The sequence below is a fragment of the Chitinophagaceae bacterium genome, from assembly GCA_016717285.1.
Classification (GTDB): domain Bacteria; phylum Bacteroidota; class Bacteroidia; order Chitinophagales; family UBA10324; genus JACCZZ01.
This window is the reverse complement of the sequence record JADKFU010000005.1, coordinates 302,918-325,160: the sequence shown is the minus strand read 5'-3', so window position 1 is coordinate 325,160 and position 22,243 is coordinate 302,918. Positions and strand designations below refer to the sequence as shown.

The following is a 22,243-nucleotide window of genomic DNA, read 5'->3' as shown; positions in this document are numbered from 1 at the left end:
GTCTGAAATTTTAAAAATCTCAACCCTGTCCAATCTACCAACTGCACCCTATCTTTAACCATTTATGAAACTGCTTTTGAACAATTCCTATTTTAAAGGCACCCTGCTCGTCATAACTATTATCCTTTGCTGCATTCCGTTGTTTGCAAAACTTGGTGTTGCACCGATCTATATGTGGGACGAAGCAACTTATGCAAACAATGCGCTTGACATGTATTTAACTCACGATCCGGTTGTAGTTCGCATGGAAGGCCAACCGGATCTATATAATACAAAACCGCCTTTCGTATTGTGGATGGAAACGATTAGTCTTCATCTTTTCGGCTGGAATGAATTTGCCATCCGTCTCCCTTCCGCAGTTTTTGCTTTGCTTACAATCCTCGTTTTACTGTGGTTTAGTCTGGCTGTTTTTGATTCCGTTCTTATTGCAATGGTAGCAATGCTCACACTTGTATCTGCCAACGGTTACGTCACCATTCACGTAACCCGAAGCGGCGACCTGGACGCTACGCTTGTTTTCTGGATCACCCTGTACCTATTGGTTTTTCTTAAATACCTCCTCAAACCAGGCCGGCCTGGACTCCATTTTTTTCTGATGGCAGTGGGAATAACCGGTGCATTTTACACCAAAGGAATTGCCGGCTGGCTACCGGTTCCTCTGCTCGTTATCGTATCAATAGCTGATGGTAGTTTTTTTAATTTATTACGGCAAAAAGCAGTTTATATGGCTGCAGCAATTGTATTACTCTTATCAGGAAGTTATTATTTGCTGCGGGAAACAATGTCGCCGGGTTATTGGTCTGTGGTATATGCTTCTGAATTAATGCGCTTCAACAATACCGTGATGAGCTGGCATGTGCAGCCTTTTTCATTTTACTTTTTCAATATGCTACATGGAAGTTTCACGCCTTTCCTTTACCTGCTTCCCTTTTCATTAATTATGTTTCTTTTCGAAAAGGAAAAAATAGTAATACGTTGCCTGCTTTACCTTTGGATACTTTCATTGGGTTATTTCCTGCTCATTTCCTATCCGGCTGATAAATTAGAATGGTACGATGCGCCTCTTTATCCGTTAATGAGTTTAATCGTTGCCATATTCATTTATAGCGTGATTAAAAAGCTGGGTACGCTTCCTTACTTTCAGGTACAGGAGTCATTCAAAAATTCAATAGTTGTATTGGTCCTTTTTGCAGCATTGCTAATTCCTTATAGCCGAATGGTTAATAAAATATTTACAACTGACGACATCACTTACGCCTGGGACCGGAGCCAATCAGATGAATTCAGAATCACAGGCGCATTTATGAAATTCTTAAACGAGAACCATCCGGAAATAAGCAGGTATACTATCCTGAAATCACCACCAAAAGACCCTGAGCATTACGATCAATTGAAATTCTACCAACGAACTTACCAGCATCTGGATCATTATTCCATCGTTCTAAAAAACAATCCAACGGAGCTGGAGCCCGGAGAAATAGTTATGACTTGTGAACCAATGCTTAGGGAAGCGTTGCGCACCAACTGGACAGGCAAGGTGATTCAATCCTGGAAAGGATGCGATCTGTTTCAAGTGCTGGAGCCAAAAAAAACAGGTTTTATTCCTTCAACTGTCATCCAATAACCTACCGGGAAGCACGTTTGAAATGCCTGTTCACACGAAACCAATTATCTTGCGTTAATTTCCCTCTTTAAAAATATTTTTACCTTTTATGAGTTATCTTGCACGTTTAAATTTCTGATAGAATTGCATAGAAAACAACACCGGCTCTTTTCGGTACTTTTTACTGTTTTAATCTTGTCGTCCTGCTCTTCCGGCAAGAAAGGCGGACAATCTTATTTTGGCCGGGTTTATCACAATACCAGTGCCCATTACAACGGGTATTACTATGCAAAATTGAAAATGACGGAAACCGAGCAGCAAATGCGCTCCGGAAAAAAAGACGATTATACAAAACTCCTTCCTATCTACGACATTGGAAATGCTGACGACGCTGCTGCCGGAAGCGAAATGGATTCAGTCATCAAAAGATTAACTGTTGTTGTCAAGCTTCATCCAAAAAGCAAATGGGCAGACGATTGTTATTTCAATATTGGCAAAGCATATTATTACAAGAAGAATTACGAAGCGGCACTCGCAACATTTCAATATGTATCTTCTGAATTTAAAGAAAAGGCCCCATCCACTTCATCCGCTGCTTCTAAAAAGAAAAAGAAGAAAGGCAAACCCATGACCAAAGCGCAGCGCGATGCTCAGCGTGAAAAAGAAGAAGCGAAAGCGGCTTCAGACAACGAAGGCGGCGCACTGAGTTTTCTGAAACATCAACCCATTCGTAATATTGACCTGTTGTGGATGGTTCGTTGTTATGCCAACCTGAGGAATTTTTCAGATGCGCAAGCTATTATCGCCTATCTCGAAGAGGGCAATAAGTTTCCTAAAGATCTAAGTGAAGATCTTGCACTGACAAAAGCATATGTTAATATTCAACAGAAGCAATACGAGAAGGCGATTGATCCGATGCAGATCGCTACTGACCTTACTAAGAATATGAAAGATAAAACGCGTTATACTTTCATTCTTGCTCAGCTCAACCAACTGAACGGCAACTATGCAAACGCGATTAAGAAATTCGGTGAAGTAGCCAGCCTGAGACCGTCTTATGAAATGGAATTTAATGCCCGTATTAATGCCGGTAAAATTTTCATTCAGTCGGGTGTTGGCTCCTATAAAGAGGTAATGGCGCAACTGGTTGAGATGTCGCACGATGAACGCTATGTTGATTACAACGACCAAATCTATTATTACATGGCCCTGGTAAACCTGCGGCAGGATAAAGAAGAAGAAGCCGTAGTGAATCTGGAAACATCTATTAAAAACAGTTTCGCGGATATCAATCAAAAAGGACTTTCCTTTCTAAAATTAGGAGAACTGAGTTTTCTTGATCAGGACTATATGACAGCACAGCCCAGCTATGACAGCGCAGTGGCTTTTTTGGATCCGAAGTTTGACACACTTGATCGTGTAAAAGAAATTCATGCAGTGTTAGATCGCATCGCGCAGGCAAACAGGATCATCTTTGTGCAGGACAGTTTGCAAAAACTCGCAAAGATGAGTGAAAAAGAAAGGAATAAAATTATTGACAATGCGATCACAACCGCTGAGCGCAAAAAACAATATGAAGCCAAAGACACTATGTTGAGTCTGGAGACTCAGAAAATTCAGGAACTCCCGGGCAATCAGGCAGGAACCTCCGGCAACTGGTACTTCTACAATACTTCTACAAAAGCGACAGGTTACAATGAGTTTATAAAGAAGTGGGGCAACCGTCCGCCGGAAGATAACTGGCGGCGAAGCGATAAAAAATCAAATGATGCCCAGGTTGCTGACAATAGCGGAGAAAGCGTAGAAGACAAGGAAGCAATATTGGCTGCGAATAAAGCAAGTGAAGGTGTAAGCGAATCGCAAAAGATGGCGGAGAATATTCCACTCACGAAGGAAAAAATGGCCGTATCGAACGGCATTCTGTTCGACGCTTATTATGATCTGGGAACTATTTATAAAAGCGATCTGAAAAATATTCCGAAGGCCATCGAAACATTTGAAAAGATGGCCGCCCGTTTTCCGGACATGGAAAATATTACTTCTGTATACTATAACCTCTATCTTCTTTACACACAAACAGGCAACGTTGCAAAAGCGGAAAGCTATAAACAACTGATTTTGCAAAACCCAACCAGTGTATATGCGATGGTAATCAGTGACCCTGATTACTTAAATAAAAAAGACGCTCAGAAGCATGAGTTGAGTAATTATTACGCTTCTACTTACGACTATTATACACAGGAACAATATAAGGACGTAATAAAACGGATTCGGGCAGCAGACAGTTTATTCAGGCCAAATCCACTGGAACCTAAGTTTGACTTATTGGAGGCCATGGTAAAAGGTAAAACACTGGGCCGCCAGGAATACATTGATGCACTTGATTCCATCGTAAAAAAATATCCAAGTGGCGAGGTACACGATAAAGCAATTGAAATATTGATTGCACTTGGTGTACAACAGGCTGCGGCTCCGTTAAACAAGCAAAGTGATCCGATGAGTAAAAACAAGCAAAATTCCAAGGTCGCTCCTTATCAGTTGCATGAAGGAAATCCGCATTATTTAGTGGTCGTCTTCAATACCATTTCACCCAAAACAAAAGATGTTTCTGCCGGTCTTTCTGATTTCAATAAGGCAAAGCATGCACTCGATAATTATAAAGTAACGCCACAATTGCTCGATACCAAGACACAGATCATAGTTGTAAAACAAATGAAAAACAAGGATGCTGCAATGACTTACTACAATGAGGTTTCTGATTCCGAAACCCTTTTTGAATCTGTGGAAGACATTGGCTATTCCATTTTTGTAATTGATGACAAAAATTTCCCGCTCTTTTATCAGCGCAAGGATGTAGCTGAATATGAAGACTTCTTTTCCAAAAATTATGAGAATGAAGAAGAGGAAGAAAGCGATGATGGTGAGTGATCACCGTATTTTTTATAAAAATTACGGCTAAGATTTGTCAGTGATACACTATCTAAAAACACGTTCTTAGTCCAATTGAAGGAATATTTTTTGCTTCGCAACACATCTGATCACAGCATCCAACATGCTACCGCGAAAAACCTACTTAACTTTACTTTATTTGCAGACCACATCCAGTCATTGTGCCTGATCCTTACTCTTCATGTTAAAAAATAAGAAGTCAACGCCATTCATAAAATATTTCTGGTACTGCGTGTTGGGTAGTATCACTTTCTTTTTTTTAATGTTGTTACTGGCAGCAGTAGGCGCATTCGGGAAGATGCCTTCCTTCGAGGAAATAGAAAATCCGCGCAGTTCACTCGCTACTGAAGTATATTCATCTGATGGTGTGTTGCTTGGTAAATATTATTTTCAGAACCGCTCTACGTCCTCTTTTGAAGAAATTCCGGTAATGATCCGCAATTGCCTCACCGCAACAGAGGATGTGCGGTTTTACAGTCATTCCGGCATCGATTATTGGGGCACTTTAAGGGCAGCGCTTTCTACACTTGTCGGAGATAAGGAAGGTGGCAGTACCATTACACAGCAATTGGCTAAGAATCTTTTTCCAAGACCTTCATCAAACATTTTTGCTACGCTCCTGTCGAAATTCAAAGAATGGGTAATAGCGATCAAGCTTGAAAGAAGATATACAAAAGATGAAATTCTAAATCTTTATCTGCAAACTGTCGCTTTCAGTGAAAACTCTTACGGTATTAAATCCGCGGCACATACTTATTTCAATAAAACACCCGACTCATTGCGCGTTGAAGAAGCTTCATTGCTCATCGGAATGCTGAATGGAAGCACCATCTACAATCCAAGACGTCATCCTGATTTTGCATTAACACGCAGAAACATCGTGATGTCGCAGATGAAAAAAAATGGCTTTCTCACGCAAGCGGCATATGATTCTCTGAAGCAGATACCTATCATTCTCAATTATATGAGTCCTGATCACAATGAAGGAGCTGCTACGTACTTCCGTGAATTCCTGCGACAGGATCTCACACAATTCTGCAAAGATCATTTGAAGCCGGATGGTTCTCAATACAATATTTATAAAGACGGACTTCGTATTTATACCACCATCAATTATAAAATGCAGTTGTATGCCGAAGACGCGGTACAAAAGCACATGCGTGATTTGCAAAAGCAATTCAATCAAAGTTACAAGGGTTCTGTACCGTGGGGCAAGAATGAAAAATTTATTGAAGACGCGATGAAGAGAAGTGAACGATGGTCGAAGATGAAAGCTGCAGGCATTTCAGAAGATTCGGTTCGTATTGCTTTCAAAACAAAAATTCCGATGACTGTATTTTCCTATAAAGGCGAAATAGATACCACCATGTCGCCCTATGATTCCATCCGGTATTATAAATTCTTTTTGCATTGTGGATTTATGGCTATGGATCCCACCAATGGAAACATCCTTGCCTGGGTAGGTGGCATCAACCATCATTATTTTCAATACGACCATGTAAACATCAATGCAAAAAGGCAGGTTGGTTCTACCATTAAACCCATTCTTTACACACTGGCCATTGACAATGGTTACTCACCATGTTTCCAGGTTCCGAATGAAAAAATTTCTTTTCCGGAATTTCAGGATTGGACACCTTCCAATTCAGATGGGAAATACGGTGGAATGGTTACCCTTTACCAGGGACTTCAGAATTCCATCAATACCGTCAGCGCATTTCTGATGAAACAATTAGGTCCGCAGCCAATGATTGATTTATCAAGACGGATGGGCATCACCAGCGACATGCCACCCTATCCTTCCATTTGCCTGGGTGTGCCCGATATTTCAGTTTATGAAATGACGGGAGCTTATGGAACATTCGCGAATCAGGGTACTTATACAAGGCCACGTTACCTGTTACGCATTGAAGACAACAAAGGAAGTGTGATACAGGATTTTACTTCCAAACAAGTAGAAGTTGTTTCTGAACAAGTAGCCTATGTGATGGTAAAGATGCTGGAAAATGTGGTGGACCATGGAACTGCCAGCCGCCTCAGGGGTAAGTTTGAAATTACAGCGGAGATGGGTGGAAAAACCGGTACCACACAGGACAATACCGATGGTTGGTTTATGGGCATCACACCACAAATTGTAGGCGGTTGTTGGGTAGGTGGTGAAGAACGGATCATCAGGTTTAAATCAATGTTCTACGGCCAGGGTGCCAGCATGGCTTTGCCGATATGGGCTTATTTTATTAAAAGTTGTTATGCAGACAAATCGCTGAATATTTCCACTACAGCGCATTTTACACCTCCTTCCGGTGAGCTGAGCATCGAAACCGATTGCTCTAAATACAATGAAGAAAACGGCCAACAGAACACTGATTTTATTTTTGGTACGGGGGAAAAGAATCAGTAGGTTTTATACATGATGTGCCCATGCTTTAATGTGCCAATGAACTAATGTCCAAGGACTATTGACAATTAACTATTGACCATTGACCATTTATGCAACTGCCTCCATCAACCTTATAAACCTGCATAACAGATTTACGGACGAGCCACAAACAATCCCAACGCAACATTAGGTTCCAGTAAATTATAATCCTGTCCGTCTGGTATGCCGTCACCGGTAATATCAGCGATATTATAACCGAAATTGGGGAATGTAACATCCGGTTCCATCGCATTGAAATCGCCGCCGTCAATTGATCCATTCTGATCTATGTCGCCACTGTAAATCGCCCAAATGCCTGCAATAAATGTCATCTGCGGATTCGGATTGAATGGATCAGGATATGCTTGCAGCACATCCGATGAAAAATCGTAACTGCTATCATTCATCGATACCGCAGCAGCACTCCATGTTTCAAGGGTGTTTTTATAATGGATAGAAATATAATAGGAACTATTGTGAGCGACATTAAAGAAAGTACAACTTATCATTCCATCCGCATGCAGCAAACCGCTGAAGGAATCAATTGTTTCATAACCTGCTTCATCATGTAATCTTATAGTTACAGTATCCACTTCAGCAAGGTCAACACCTATATTTTCATTAGATAAAACAGGTTTCATAAATCCCGGATTAAATTCATCCATGTAACCCTGAATGAAAAATTTCACCTCAAAAACAAATGAGGTCACGCATCCTTCATCCTCTTCGCTATTACAATTGTCATCAATGCCATTAAAGCAAATTTCAGCAGCATCAGGATGTATTCCGGGTGCGGCATCATTACAATCTGTGCTATTTGAAACATAGCCAGATGGTTGTCCCAAACAACTGATTTGAGCTACGGCAGCATTTCCATACATATCATTATCAGCATCCTCATAGTATAAAGTGTCTTCATTCACCGTTACTTCCATTTCAGCAGTTGCAGAGCAGCCGACGCTATCGGTGCCTGTAACGGTATAAGTAGTAGTGACAACCGGAGTGGCAGTCACACTTTCTCCTGTTGTTGCATTTAATGCATTGGAAGGCGACCAGGAATAAGTCAGTGCATTTGAGGCAGTAAGTAAAATGGACGAACCCCGACAGATGATAACAGCCGAAGGATTGACACTCACGACTGGTTTTGAATTTACTGTTACCTGCACAGTTGCCGTATCAATACAACCTTCAGCGGTGATGCCGGTTACATTATAAGTAGTGGTGGATTCCGGGTTCGCAATTACGGCAGCCTCACTTGATGTATTTAATCCTGTAGCAGGAATCCAACTGAATTGCTGCGCACCACTTGCGATAAGTGATACGTTGTTGCCGGAACAGATGACTGCCTGAGCCGGATCCACCATAACAACAGGAACAGGATTTACAGTTATCGTAACAAAACCACTGGTGAGGCAACCATATTCGCTGGTACCTGAAACAGTATAGGTTGTTGTTGTTTCAGGATTAACAACTACAGATGAACCGGAAATGCTGCTTAATCCTGTTAAAGGTTCCCAACTGAAAGTGTTTCCATTTGACGCAATAAGTGTTGCAGAATCTCCTTCACAAATAGCAGCAGAAGAAGGTGTGATGATAACCGGATCACCACTGATGACTGAAATCGTAAAGGCAGCATTGGCAATACAACCATGTTGATCCATTACCTGAACAGCATAATTTCCGGCAGATGCAACCAGTATCGATTGCGAGGTGCTTCCTGTCGACCATAAATAGCTTGAAAATCCATCGCTTGCATATAATGTAGTTGATGATCCTGCACATATAGTATCTGCACCATTAACGGTTGGATTCAGTGATTCAAAATAGCTTATGGATTTTGAAATTGTACCGGCACAGTTATTTGAATCTGTTACGGTAACCGAATAATTTCCTTCAGCAACAGCAAAAATCATTTGTGTTGCTTCACCTGTTGACCACAAATAAGAAGTGTATCCTGTGCCTGCATCCAATGTAGTATTGGTTCCGGTACAAATCGAATCAGCGCCGTCAATAAGTGGTGATGGAAGCGGAAGAATTGCGAGCGTATGCGAAGCTGAACCGGAACACCCATTTGCATCAGTCACTGTTACACTATAATTTCCTTCGGAAGAAACTGCAAGGGTTTGAGTAGTTGCTGAAGTTGACCATTGATAAGAATTGTACCCGTCTCCTGCATCTAATGTTGCATTCGTTCCTGAACAGATTGCATTGACTCCGGTGATGACTGGTGCGGGAAGCGGAAGAATCGCGAGCGAATGTGAAGTTGATCCGGAACAACCATTTTCAGCCGTTACAGTAAGAGAATAGTCTCCGGCAGTACCAACTGAAATACTTTGGGCAGTGCTTCCATTTGACCAGAGGTAAGATGCATAACCTGATTGTGTAATCAAGGAAGCGGCAAATCCGCTACACACTGCATGCTCACCGGTTATCGAAGGAGTAGGGTTTTGTAAAACATTGATGTTAACGGATGCTGTTGATTCGCACCCTTCCGCATTTGTACCGGTTACCTGGTAGGTTGTATTTGAAAAAGGAGTGGCTATCACAACATCACCCACTACAACATTCAAACCCGCAAGCGGCGGCGACCATAAATAAGTCATTGCTCCGCTGGCGGAAAGTGTAGAAGAGACTCCCTGGCAAATAGTTGATGGTTGTGATAGCACGTTTAAAACAGGCAAAGAATTTACAGTCACTACTGTAAATTGAGAAGCACTGCAGCCAAAAGTATTTGTACCAGTAACCGTATAGCTGGTTGTTACTAATGGCGTGGCAGTTACGACTGCTCCCGAGGTAATGTTTAAACCTGTGGAAGGAAGCCAGTTATAAATTGAAGCACCGGAAGCAGTTAATAAAGTTCCGGATCCAATGCAGATGGATGGCGATGCAGGATTCACCGTCACAGAAGGATTGGGATTTACTGTAACGAGCCTGGTTGCTGTTGCTGTGCAGCCAGTTGCGTTTATACCTGTAACCGTGTACGTAGTTGTTATAGAAGGATTGGCCAGCACAGATGCCCCCGTTGTAATACTCAATCCTGCGGAAGGCGACCACGAGTAAGTACTTGCACCAGAAGCGGTAAGCGTCACATTTCCGCCAATACAGATCTGAGCTGAAGAAGGTGTAATTGCAAGTGTAGGATTTACATTCACTGTGATTTTAGAAGTAGCAGTTGCGGTGCAACCGAATGCATCGGTGCAGGTAACTGTGTAAGTTCTGTTACTGTTCGGAGATGCTACGACTGTAGATCCTGTGGTGACATTGAGTCCCGCTGAAGGTGTCCAGGAATAAGAAACTCCTCCCGAAGCAATCAATGTCGCGCTGCCATCCGGACAATAAGAAACCACTGAAGGGCTTACTGCTGCTGGTGGCTTGGGCCTCACGGTAATTACTGATTGCGCAGTTGCAGAACATCCTGCTGCGTTTGTTCCGGTTACCGTAAATGTTTTGGTGGTACCTGGACTTGCATTAACTATGTTCCCGGTAGTACTATTTAACGACGATTGAGGTGCCCATGTATAATTTAATGCACCTGCGGCAGTCAGATCCGTTGAATTGCCCTGGCAAATAGTAATCGCTGCAGGATTTATTGATACTACCGGTAATGCATTTACGATTACAGTTACTGTTGTTACTGAAGAACAACCGGTATTGCTTGTACCGACTAGTGTGTATGTTTTTGTATTTGCCGGACTTGCCACAACATTGGCGCCAGTGGTTACATTCAATCCACCTGATGTCGCCCAGGTATAAGTAGCTGCCCCTGCAGCAGTGAGGTTCGTGGAAAACCCTTTACATATAGCGGCGCTTGATGGATCAACGGTAACAACCGGCAGCGGATTAATAGTAAGTGTGACAGTGGTGGTAGCGGAACAACCAAAAGCATTGAAACCGGTAATGGTATAGGTAGTTGTTACAGCAGGCTGTGCTGTTACCGTGGATCCTGTAGTAACATTTAAACCCGTTGACGGTGACCACGTGTAAGATGTTCCTCCTGAAGCGGTTAGTACTTTGCTTGCTCCCGCACAAATAGCAGGTTGCGCAGGACTAATCGTTATAAGAGGTTTTGCGTTAACAGAAACAGTTACATCCGAAGTAGAAGAACATCCAAGTGTATCAGTGCCGGTAACATGATAAATTTGTGAAACAACAGGACTGGCGATAACCGTATTCCCGCTTATTGTATTTAAAGCTGTAGCCGGTGACCAAACATAAGATGAACCACCACTGGCGGAAATTGAAATATTATTTCCAGAACAAATAGTCGCCACTGGTGGTGTAAAGGTTACTTCCGGCAAACTGTTCACTGTTATCGGTAAGATCTCGTAAGGCGAACATCCTTCTTCATTTATTCCAAGCACAGTGTATGTTGTGTTAATTGCAGGATAAACATCCACGGCATCTCCTGATGTAGCACTCAATTGAATCGTAGGTGACCAGATATAACTGGAAGCGCCGGTGACGGTAAAATGAATCGTATCACCGAAACAAATGGAAGAAATAACTGGTGATACCGAAATAGTTGATACACTGTCGATGGTTAATGTTCTGGAATTAGTTCCTATGCAACCATTCGGATCAGTAACGGTAACAGCATAAATGCCAGGGAGTGAAAGCGCTACAATGCTGCCAGTTGTGCCGTTTGACCAGAGGTAACTGCTGAATCCGATACCAGCGCTGAAGGTGGTTGAATTTCCCGCGCAAATAATATTCAATCCTGAAATATTTACAACTGGAATGGGATGAACAGTAAGGTTGATGGAAGAAGATCCGATGCACCCTGCAGAATCTATTACAGTTACCGAATATATACCAGAGACGGTTGCTTTTATAATGGAAGTCGTGTCACCGGAAGACCAGAGATAATGAAAATATCCTTCTTCAGCATATAAGAGGGCTGTGTCACCTTCACAAATTGCATTATTGCCTGAGATGATTGGAACCAGTCGCGGATATACGCTCAGTGTATCATTTCCTGAACAACCATTCATATCAATTACTGAAACTGAATATTGACCCGCCGCATGTATTTCAACAGTAGAAGTTGTATCATCAGTTGACCATTGATAGTTGGAAAATCCTTCTTCTGCAAAAAGCTGGATGGATGTTTCTTCGCATATCGAATCCTGCCCGGAAATATGAGGAGAAGGGTTATCAAGAACATAAAGTGTTGCAGAATCACTACCTGCGCATCCGAATGAATCAGTGACTGAAACCGTATACGTGCCAGGCAAAAATAAAAGAGTACCTGAAATGGTGTCAAGATTCGACCAGTGATAAGTGGCGTAAGAAACAACTGTCGTCCAGGTAACAACAGAGCCTGAACAAATTGAATCATCACCGGTAATTTCCGGAATAGGATTATTTTTCCCAATCATCAAAATGGTATCACTTCCCAAACAGTTTTTATTATTGGTAACAGTAACAGCCGCATACCCAACATTCGCAAGACTAACCGTTTGTACTGTATCACCCGTCGACCATTGATAGTGAAGATATCCGGAACCGGCATCTAACGCAACAGCCGTGGCTTCACAAATAAATTCGCTTCCGGAAATCTGAGGTTGTGGATTTGCAAAACTCAATGATCTGTATGCCATGGCTTCGCATCCTGCAGAATCAATCACCAGGACGCTGTATAACTGTGGTTCTGAAACTGTAATAAATGATGTAGTGTCGCCTGTAGACCAGTTGAAAGACTGATAATTTCCTGCCACAGAAAACAAGCTGGTGAAACCGGAACAAATTGAATCGTTTCCTTCAATTACAGGAGTAAATTTTTGAGCAACTTCAATAATGCCGGAGCCCGTACAGCCATTAACATCAATTACCGATAATGTGAAGATGCCCGGTTCTGCAATATCGATGCTCGCATTCACACTTTCATCTGACCAGAAATAGCTTATATAATCTTGCTCCGCTTCCAGGGTTATGGTATCTCCGAGGCAAATGACGGTGTCGCCATTTATGACGGGTTGGGGTAAGGCATTAACTGTAACTGTAGTAGAATCAACAGCGATGCAACCGGATGCATTTATTCCTGTTACAGTGTATGTAGTGGTAGATTCAGGATGGGCAGTAATGCCGGAACCTGATGTTTCAGTCAAGCCTGTTGAAGGTAACCAGGAATAAGACAGAGCCCCGGAAACGCTCAGTGTTGTTGACTGGCCTAAACAGATTGATGGGTCATATTGAATTAGCGACAGATGGTATGCAGGAAGTTTAACATCAATTAAAAGCATGCTGTATCCTGGAACCACTATCGCATACTCACCGGTCAATGATTGTTGCGTGCTGTATTTGATCGGTGACACATTCGTTCGGAAGGCAAGTAATGAATCAGCGTAAATGGAACGGACGCCAATTTCTCCGGTTACATTATTGCCTTCATATTCAATGTTACGGATGGTATCTGCAATCCCCGAATAATTTATAACGTATAGTTTTCCCTTGCAGGAATCAGGATGGCTGAAAAAAAAAGATTCTGCATGCGCGCTTCCTGTAATGGCTTGCGTCTGCGGATGATGATATTTGGTAGAAACAATTTCCCTGATAAGTTGAAATGCATCAGTGGCCGGCGATGAATTAAATTCCACCGGAAGTGTTTGCGAATCATCCCAAAACGGATCATAAGCCGAAGCAGAAGCCAATTTGAAAAAATAAGCGCCTGCGAAAAACTCTCCGTTCAACGCGTTGTAATCAATCATTCCAAAGAGATTTTTCATCGGGAAAAGCCCGGTTACAAATGTGTTTTTGTAATTAAAAGTGTCACTTGGTTTAATGCCATATTGCACTACATACATTTTATCATAATAAGTTTTGTAAGCCGCAATACGATCGGGAATCGAATTGAAATAATCTTTCATGCATTGATCCGGAAACTTATTAGGTTTAAAACAATTTTTAGGATACCACCACCAGTTAATTGCGGTAATTTTTGGCAGACCCAGCCCTGTAGAAATGTGCTGGCTGAGTGGTGAATTCCAGATGCTAAAATTATCAGCACCCTCATTCGCGCCGTTAAAAACAATCGGAATGGTAGCATACCAGGATTCATAAAACGGGTTATCCGGATTTCGCATTACATCAACAAAGGAATCGGCCCGTATGATATAATCAGTTACACCGCCCGGCAACAGCACGGAATCACCACGGTTATCTACTTCTGTTCCCATCACTACGGCTTGCACCGGAACTCCGCGTTCATGAAATCCATCCAGAATCAGTTTCAGTTCTGAAGGATGCCACCAAAGCACATTTACGCTGATCACGGTAGAAGCACCATTGAGGTTGCAAAGGAGGCTGTGGCTGTCAACATATGGCGGAGGCAACTGATGCGGTACTATAAAAAGCGAATCATTTTCAAACTTGTACTGATTTTCAATGTCGTGTGATTCATCGATGGTTCCCCAATAATTATGGTTGTCGTTGAATTTAGTATCCATAAAAACCGCCTCATCATGATAGAGACCATAACCGTGATTTCCAGCAGCATAATGATACAATCTTGCTACGCTGCCTCCCGGATAATAATAAGATTGAAAGTTTAGTTTTTTAACAGAATCAGTAAAGCCGGAAAAAAAAGTAGTGAAGCCGGTGGATGGATCCAGAAATCGCTTCCAGGTATTACTTCGATATTGAAATACACTTTCTGTATTAACGCCGAGCATGCTGTTTGGAACGGTATAGCCGCCAGAGTCAGCAATGATTATACGAATGTTTTGCGCTGCTGCGGTGCCAGTAAAAAAAAGCGTAAGAAAAAAGACAATAATCCTTTTCATAGTACATGTGCTTTATTATAATTATAACAGGCACTCAACTCCCGATCCGGCTTGCATTTGAAATGCCAAACCGTTTATAAGTCGCTATACAAAATGATATGCTTAATAAAAATTCCTCCCCCTTCTGCTTTCTACTTCAATTTGATTATTTGATTTTGTGTTTGCGTCATAAGTGCGGGAATAAAGCTAAAAAAAATATCCAGTTTTTTTAATTCAATTATCAAAAAGATAAAATCAAATGTAGCATTTGAACATATAAGTATTTTAATTACTATTTAAGATAATACTTTTCTGTTGAAATAATCTGCAAGACAAAAAAAATTCAGGAGCTTAAATTAAGCTGCACCGTGGTGTATAGGTACTTTGTGCCAACGCTATTGCGTCAAAAACCCAAATTTGGTACCATCATATTTTTTACTCTCAATCAACTCGCGCAAATTCAAACTGGATTCATAAGGTGCTTTGACAATAAACATATTCACCAACCAATCAGGAATATTACCTCCGGGATCAAAACGCACCTGGTAAGCGAGCTGCACTTCACCATTTGCCAATGGTGTGATTTCATAACCACCAATGAAGACGGGAATACGAACAAGTCCATCTTTAGCAGGAACATAAGCAGGTTCACCTACCGAACTCGTAAACACCTTTTTGGTTTCTTTGTCCTGCCAGATTTTAAAATGTATCGCAATGTCACGGTCGTTGAACGGATAGGGTAAATCATTTACCTGGTATTGATACTGTTCTGTTTCACTGATTTTTTTCAGGATGGCAGATGAAGTGCAGGAATAAATCCAGCTGTAATAATTATTTGCATCCATGATCACAGCCACCACAGCATTCATGGGTGCCTTTACATTCATCTCCGTTTTAAGCTCTGCAATCGAATAGCCCTCCACCTGGCGTGAATAAATTTTTATGCCATTCTGATCTTTAGAAAGTTTCCATTCACCTGTTTGTGAAAATGAAAAACTACTGAAGCACAAAAACATACAGCACAAAAAAACATTTCCTGAATTCATACTCATCTTAGATAATAATTTGGTGTTCGAAAATACAAAAGAATAAGGTGTTGAAATTACGGTAGCTGTCAATTCAGTTTAGCATCCACCAAATAAAATGCCGGCTGCACTATTCATCATCAACGCTTTTTCAAATGCAACATTCAAAAAGCTGAGCGAATCAACAGTATAATGAAAAACGAAGGAAAAAGTTACACCTGCTATTTCAATATATGCTCAATATCAGGATCACCATCGAGGTGATTCATTTGACGTACAATCCAGGGATATCTTCTTGCCACCCATTTACCCATAGGTTTAACTTTATAAACTTTAGGATTCGGGAGGCATGCTGCAATCATGGCAGCTTCGCTTCTTGATAATTTCGATGCCGGCTTACTGAAATAACTGTGTGACGCACTTTCAATACCAAATATTCCATTTCCCATTTCCGCAACGTTCAGATAAAGCTCAAGTATTCTTTGTTTGCTGTACAACAACTCAATCATAAACGTGAAATAAACTTCCATTCCCTTTCGGAACCATGATCTTCCCTGCCATAAAAAAACATTTTTTGCAACTTGCTGGCTGATGGTGCTTGCACCACGCACCCTGTTCGGGTGTTTCTCATTATACTTCATTGCCTTTTCAATACTGTTGAAATCAAATCCGTTGTGGTCAGGAAACAACTGATCTTCACTGGCAATCACAGCGAGCTTGGCATTGGAACTGATTTGCTGATAAGATACATAATCCCGTTTGAGGCCATGACCGGAAAGCAGGCTGCCCAACTGGGTAAAAGTGATAGGTGGATTTACCCATTTCACTAACAGTAAATAAGCAAGATGAAAAATAAACAACACAAGAAAAATGCGCTTGAATAATCGCCATACTTTTGAAATAATTTTTTTCACCTCACTCCTGGTTTGATGCATGTATAATTCACGCGGCGGCAAATATAGTACTCATCAAATGTCTTTACATCAACTTTTACATGCTTCGATTTTCGAAAAGCAAGTTGCTGCTGTAAATGATCAAGTCTGCTTAGCTTGCACCTTTATGCACTTATCTGTAAATTGAACGCAATTCCATTTCATCAATCCATTAATTCCAACATGCATCCACTCCAACATCTTTTCGAAAAAAATAAAGCATGGGCAGACAGGGTTCGCTCCACCCAACCCGATTTCTTCGCCAGGTTATTGCAGCAACAATCACCTGAATACCTGTGGATCGGTTGCTCCGACAGCCGTGTGCCTGCCAATGAAATTGTTGGCCTTTTGCCTGGCGAATTGTTTGTTCACCGGAATGTGGCCAACGTAGTGGTACACACAGATTTTAATTGCTTGTCAGTCATCGAATATGCAGTAGAAGCCCTTGGCGTAAAACACATTATCGTTTGTGGTCACTATGGTTGCGGCGGTGTGCAGGCTGCTCTGAAAGACAGTCAGCTCGGATTAATCGATAACTGGTTGCGCCACATCAAAGAAGTCTGGAAAAAATACGAAAAGGAAATCAGTCTTATTAAAGGCGAACACGAAAAGCTGAACCGGCTTTGTGAACTCAATGTGATTGAACAGGTAGTGAATGTTTGCAACACCACGATCATTCAAAAAGCCTGGGGTCGGGGACAGAAAGTGGCTGTCCATGGATGGATCTACAGTATTGAAGATGGACAACTCCGGGATTTGAATGTGCAACTTTCCAATTCAACAGAACTTAAAACATTCTATGAAGCAGCTAATGCTGCCGGTTTGAAATAGCAGGCTATAACATTTTTCAGAAGAATGTACCGTGACCACCGAAGACTTTAAAAATCTCTTTCCGCATTTGCCCGATGATCCCGGCGTATATCGTTTTATTGACGAAGGCGGTGTGATGATCTATGTCGGTAAAGCAAAGAACCTGAAAAAACGGGTTACCAGTTATTTTGTAAAAAACCATGCGCAGTTTAAAACCAGCGTGATGGTGCGTCATGCGCGGCGCATTGAATTCACCATTGTAGAATCAGAGCAAGATGCATTGCTGCTTGAAAATACATTGATCAAGAATTATCAGCCGCGTTATAATATCAACTTGAAAGATGACAAGACCTATCCGTTCATCTGTATTAAAAATGAAAATTTTCCAAGGGTATTTCTTACCAGGACCCTTGAACGCGACGGGTCAGAATATTTTGGTCCGTACACTTCCGTAGTAAGAGTGAGCGGCATCCTTGATTTTATAAAAAAAATGTACCCGCTGCGCACCTGCAACCTCAACCTGAGTGAAAAAAATATTGTTGCACAAAAATTCAAGGTCTGCCTTGAGTTTCACATCGGGAATTGCAAAGGACCTTGTGAAGCCCGGCAATCGAAAGAATCCTACGACCACAGCATTGCGCAAATCCGTCACATCCTGAAAGGCAATCTTGGCGAAGTGATTCAAAACCTGAAACAGGAAATGCACGATCTTGCAGTAAATTACCGCTACGAAGAAGCGGAATTGCTGAAGAAGAAATTACTGGCACTTCAGGATTATCAGAGCAAATCACTTGTTGTTCATCCTACTATCACCAATGTAGATGTGTTCTCCTTTAAAGAAGATGAAAAGAATGCGTACGTAAACTGCATGCGCATAGTGAATGGTTCTGTAATTCAAACACGCACGCTGGAGATCAACAAAAAGATTGAAGAAGAAAAAGAAGAACTGCTCGTATTTGTAATCCATGAATTGCGGAGCCAGTTACAAAGCAATTCAAAAGAGATCATCGTTCCTTTCAAAATTGAATTTCCTTACCAGGAAATAACAGTAACCGTTCCCTCGCGTGGCGACAAAAAAAAACTCCTGGAGCTTTCTCAAAAAAATCTTTCTTATTACCTGTTGGCGAAGATGAAAGACAACTTTGAGAACAAACGGGAAACATCAGCCCAACGAATTCTTTCACAACTCCAAAAAGATTTCCGGCTTACTGAATTACCGGTGCATATCGAATGTTTCGACAACTCCAATTTCCAGGGTGCCTTTCCTGTTGCTTCCACCGTAGTTTTTAAAAACGGAAAACCGTCGAAGAAAGATTACCGTCATTACAATATTAAAACTGTAGAAGGTCCGAATGATTTTGCATCAATGGAAGAAATTGTTTACCGCCGTTACAAAAGATTATTGGAGGAAAACCAGTCGTTGCCGCAACTCATTATGATTGATGGCGGTAAAGGTCAGCTTGGGGCGGCAATGAACAGCCTTGAAAAATTAAACCTGGTAGGAAGAGTGGCTATCGCAGGCATTGCAAAGCGACTCGAAGAAATATATTTTCCCGGAGATCCTTTGCCTCTATACGTTGACAAAAAATCTCCCTCTTTACGATTGATTCAGCAACTGCGTGATGAAGCCCATCGCTTCGCCATCACCTTTCACCGAAGTAAAAGAGATAAGGCAACATTGCGTTCTGAATTGACAGCTATCAAAGGCATTTCCGACAAAACCTCAGAAAAATTATTGCAGCATTTTCATTCGGTTGAAAAAATAAAGTTGGGTTCCGATGAAGAATTAGAGCAGGTTATCGGAAAAGCTAAAACAAAAATATTAAGAGACTATTTCAACACTTCCAACAACAAATCTCAGAATGGTTAGTGATAACTTTTACTATAATGCTGCAGTAAATTAATACGGTAGCCAGGCATCAATTGTTCAAGGTATTGTAGCATTTTTACACTTTCTTGGTGACTGTCAGATCACAGGATAACCATCTAAACAATTTTATAAGTCAATAAATACAAGTTATTAAAACTCATCCATAAACAAGTTATGCAATCCTTAAACTTCACTCCATTTCCAGCGTTAACCACCGAACGACTCTCATTACGACCTTTGACAACTGACGATGCCAATGAAATTTATATCCACCGTTCTGATGAAAGAATTCTTGAATTCCTTGACATGCCAAAAGCAACAAGCGTGGAGGATGCGCTGGCTTTCATTCAGAGAATAACCAATCACGTTGCAAATAATGAATCTATTTTCTGGGGCATTCAACTGATCAACGATCCGTATCTGATTGGATCCATTTGTTTATGGAATATTGAAGTAGCAGAAGATAAGGCTGAAGTCGGCTATGTATTACATCCGGATTACCAGGGAAAAGGCCTCATGCAGGAAGCATTGGCAGCGGTAATTGATTTTGGTTTCAACCATCTACATCTGAAAATTATTGTTGCTGACCTTCATTCCGGCAATAAAAAATCACTTCAGCTGCTTCAAAGAAATGGATTTGTATTTGAATCAAAATCAGAAGAAATGGTTATTTATTCGTTGAAAAATAACAATGTGAAAGTTGGGGCAGATTGAACTGATATCAGGCAAACAGATGCTCTCATGAAGTTAAAAAGGTAATACCTAAATGATGCTACTCATGAAACATTTTTTTACAACACATGAGGTTAAAATTTCCAGAATAGCATTCGTCGCAATTTATCTTGCACTCATCCGGACTATTGGCGAATGTTTCCGCCTGAATTATTTGATTGGAACCGCATTGACGTTTGAACAATTGCAACCTTTCCTCCTGGGAGCAATGATTTCCGCCATTGCCTGCCTTGCAATGACTATTAGCTCCTTTTTTGCGATGAACAAACTGATAATTACCATTGCACTGATCACTATTGTAACCCTGCTGATTATAAAAATTTACTACGCAATATGATAGCATAAAAAAACTTGGCTCAGTAGCTTGCACACAACAAATAATCGATACCTTTTCAACCTGAATTGTACCATTACGTGATGATAAAGAAAAATACCTTCTGGCTCAGCGCTGCCATACTTTTTCAACTCTTAACTGCTGCCGCACATTCCATGAGTTTCTTTTTTTCGCCGGAAGGTGCAGATGATACAGAACGGCAATTGATATTGTTGATGAAAACTTACAGGACCGATGCAGGAGCAGGCTTTGCGCCTTCTACACAAGATATATTCACTGCTTTCAGCGCCTGCTTCGCGCTACTTTATTTATTGGGCGCATTGATCAACTGGTATTTGCTGCGCAGAAAAACAGATGCTGTTACATTGAAAGGAATTGTAAATATTAATATGCTGGTGTTTGGCATTTGCTTCGCCGTGATGGCAAACTTTACCTTTCTTCCTCCTATCATTCTTACCGGACTGGTTTTTATGTGCCTCGTTATTTCCAGGTTAACCTTTTCAAAATCGTAGCATGTCGGTCTTATCACAATTGGCCAGTTCACTTGATCGAAGAGATGAAGAACCGAATATTGAACTGGGAAAAAAAATTGCAGCAGTTGCGGATCGTAATGCAGTGAAAGAACTGGTTTCATGTCTACATCACAAAAACAAAAATATCAGGCATGATTGCATTAAAGTATTATATGAAATTGGCGAAAGAAATCCTCCACTCCTGGTGCCTTATTTTAGTGAATTCATCGCCTTGCTGGAAACCGGGAACAGCCGAATGTTATGGGGCGCCATGACTGCGCTTGATTACATGGCGCTGGAAGTTCCGGATGCAATGTATAAAGCGCTTTCAAAAATAGAAACTGCAGCAGGTAAAGATTCCGTTATTGCACGTGATCATGCAGTTGGCATTATGGCCAAACTTTCTTCTATCGGAAAATATGAAGCACAATCTTTCAGACTGCTGATCAGGGAACTGCAGAGCTGCCCGCTTAATCAACTGCCGATGTATGCTGAAAAAACACTGGAGACCATCAGTAAAAAGAACAAGCCTGAATTTCGGAAAACATTAAACGAACGACTAACGGAAATAAAAAAAGATTCACAGCGCAAACGGTTAATGAAAGTATTAGATCAATTGTAAGTTCCTCTGCAAACATCATCCGGCATTCAAACTAAACAGGTAAAATATAACTAACAAAGCATGAACGAAGAAATACTATCCGCACTGATAAGGATTAGTCCATTTATAATCCTGATGCTGGTGATTTACATTTTCTTACGATTGAAACGATTCAATGCGAACGATATTTATCTGCAAAAGCCAAATTCATGGAGTCGTTTCGCAGTTTGGTATTTTTCCTTTCTGCTTTTCATTTTAATAACGGAGTTAACTCTTTACGATTTCGGCCTGTTATCAGTACCACATTGGCACCATACTTTATTACCATCCTTAATCAGGATCACCGGCATGGTGATCCTGGCGCCAATAGCCGAAGAGCTTTTTTTCAGAGGCTTGATTCTTTTTCGCCTTGAAAAATTAAAGATGAACCGGCACGCAGCAATTTTATTGCAGGCAGCATTGTTTGTGCTTGCGCATAACTTCACTTACGAAAATACCATGCAGTCGAATATTGGAGTAGTGCAGAGTTTTGCGGATGCTACTTTATATGCTTACGCAAAATACCATACAAGATCATTGCTTACACCAATGGCAATGCACATGACCGGCAACGTGGTTGCAACACTCGAACAATTCATTTTATAGTTGAAAAAAATTTCAACCCATAATTTACTCACGATAAACCAAAACAAGCAC

13 protein-coding genes are annotated in these 22,243 nt (G+C 41.2%); 10 read left to right on the top strand and 3 right to left on the bottom strand.

Annotation, left to right across the window (positions count from 1 at the left end; genetic code table 11):
- Positions 1-64: 64 nt before the first annotated feature.
- The 3 genes from IPO83_11295 (at position 65) to IPO83_11285 (ending at position 6,953) form a co-directional block, all read left to right on the top strand.
- A complete protein-coding gene (locus IPO83_11295; protein MBK9731851.1) occupies positions 65-1,624 on the top strand; it encodes a glycosyltransferase family 39 protein in 1,560 nt (519 codons plus the stop codon).
- Positions 1,625-1,747: 123 nt separating this feature from the next.
- Entirely contained in the window at positions 1,748-4,531 is a 2,784-nt protein-coding gene (locus IPO83_11290; protein MBK9731850.1) for a tetratricopeptide repeat protein, read from the top strand.
- A gap of 202 nt (positions 4,532-4,733) precedes the next feature.
- Positions 4,734-6,953 carry a transglycosylase domain-containing protein gene (locus IPO83_11285; protein ID MBK9731849.1) on the top strand — a complete coding sequence of 740 codons (2,220 nt, stop codon included), beginning with the start codon at positions 4,734-4,736 and terminating at the stop codon, positions 6,951-6,953.
- 131 nt (positions 6,954-7,084) lie between these two features.
- On the opposite strand, the gene IPO83_11280 is transcribed toward IPO83_11285, so the two are convergent.
- From IPO83_11280 to mtgA, 3 genes are all read right to left on the bottom strand, one after another.
- On the bottom strand, positions 7,085-14,752 hold the full coding sequence (locus IPO83_11280; GenBank protein MBK9731848.1) for a hypothetical protein: 7,668 nt from the start codon (positions 14,750-14,752) through the stop codon (positions 7,085-7,087).
- Positions 14,753-15,126: 374 nt separating this feature from the next.
- Positions 15,127-15,783, bottom strand: a complete 657-nt coding sequence (locus tag IPO83_11275) for an START domain-containing protein (protein MBK9731847.1) — start codon at positions 15,781-15,783, stop codon at positions 15,127-15,129.
- Positions 15,784-15,977: 194 nt separating this feature from the next.
- Complete coding sequence (gene mtgA, locus IPO83_11270) at positions 15,978-16,691, bottom strand: monofunctional biosynthetic peptidoglycan transglycosylase (GenBank protein ID MBK9731846.1); 714 nt, start codon at positions 16,689-16,691, stop codon at positions 15,978-15,980.
- A gap of 180 nt (positions 16,692-16,871) precedes the next feature.
- On the opposite strand from mtgA, the gene can reads away from it, so the two are divergent.
- The 7 genes from can to IPO83_11235 all read left to right on the top strand — a co-directional run bounded on the left by can (position 16,872) and on the right by IPO83_11235 (position 22,192).
- Positions 16,872-17,519 (top strand): carbonate dehydratase, encoded by a 648-nt coding sequence (gene can / locus IPO83_11265; protein ID MBK9731845.1) that lies wholly within the window; start codon positions 16,872-16,874, stop codon positions 17,517-17,519.
- A 31-nt stretch (positions 17,520-17,550) separates the two neighbouring features.
- Positions 17,551-19,368, top strand: coding sequence for an excinuclease ABC subunit C (locus IPO83_11260; protein MBK9731844.1), 1,818 nt, complete (start codon positions 17,551-17,553; stop codon positions 19,366-19,368).
- Between the two features lie 174 nt (positions 19,369-19,542).
- Entirely contained in the window at positions 19,543-20,082 is a 540-nt protein-coding gene (locus IPO83_11255) for a GNAT family N-acetyltransferase (GenBank protein ID MBK9731843.1), read from the top strand.
- A gap of 64 nt (positions 20,083-20,146) precedes the next feature.
- Positions 20,147-20,437, top strand: coding sequence for a hypothetical protein (locus IPO83_11250; protein MBK9731842.1), 291 nt, complete (start codon positions 20,147-20,149; stop codon positions 20,435-20,437).
- A gap of 77 nt (positions 20,438-20,514) precedes the next feature.
- Entirely contained in the window at positions 20,515-20,946 is a 432-nt protein-coding gene (locus IPO83_11245) for a hypothetical protein (GenBank protein ID MBK9731841.1), read from the top strand.
- Between the two features lies 1 nt (position 20,947).
- Positions 20,948-21,568 carry a hypothetical protein gene (locus IPO83_11240; protein MBK9731840.1) on the top strand — a complete coding sequence of 207 codons (621 nt, stop codon included), beginning with the start codon at positions 20,948-20,950 and terminating at the stop codon, positions 21,566-21,568.
- Between the two features lie 60 nt (positions 21,569-21,628).
- Positions 21,629-22,192, top strand: a complete 564-nt coding sequence (locus IPO83_11235) for a CPBP family intramembrane metalloprotease (protein MBK9731839.1) — start codon at positions 21,629-21,631, stop codon at positions 22,190-22,192.
- Positions 22,193-22,243 lie beyond the last annotated feature (51 nt).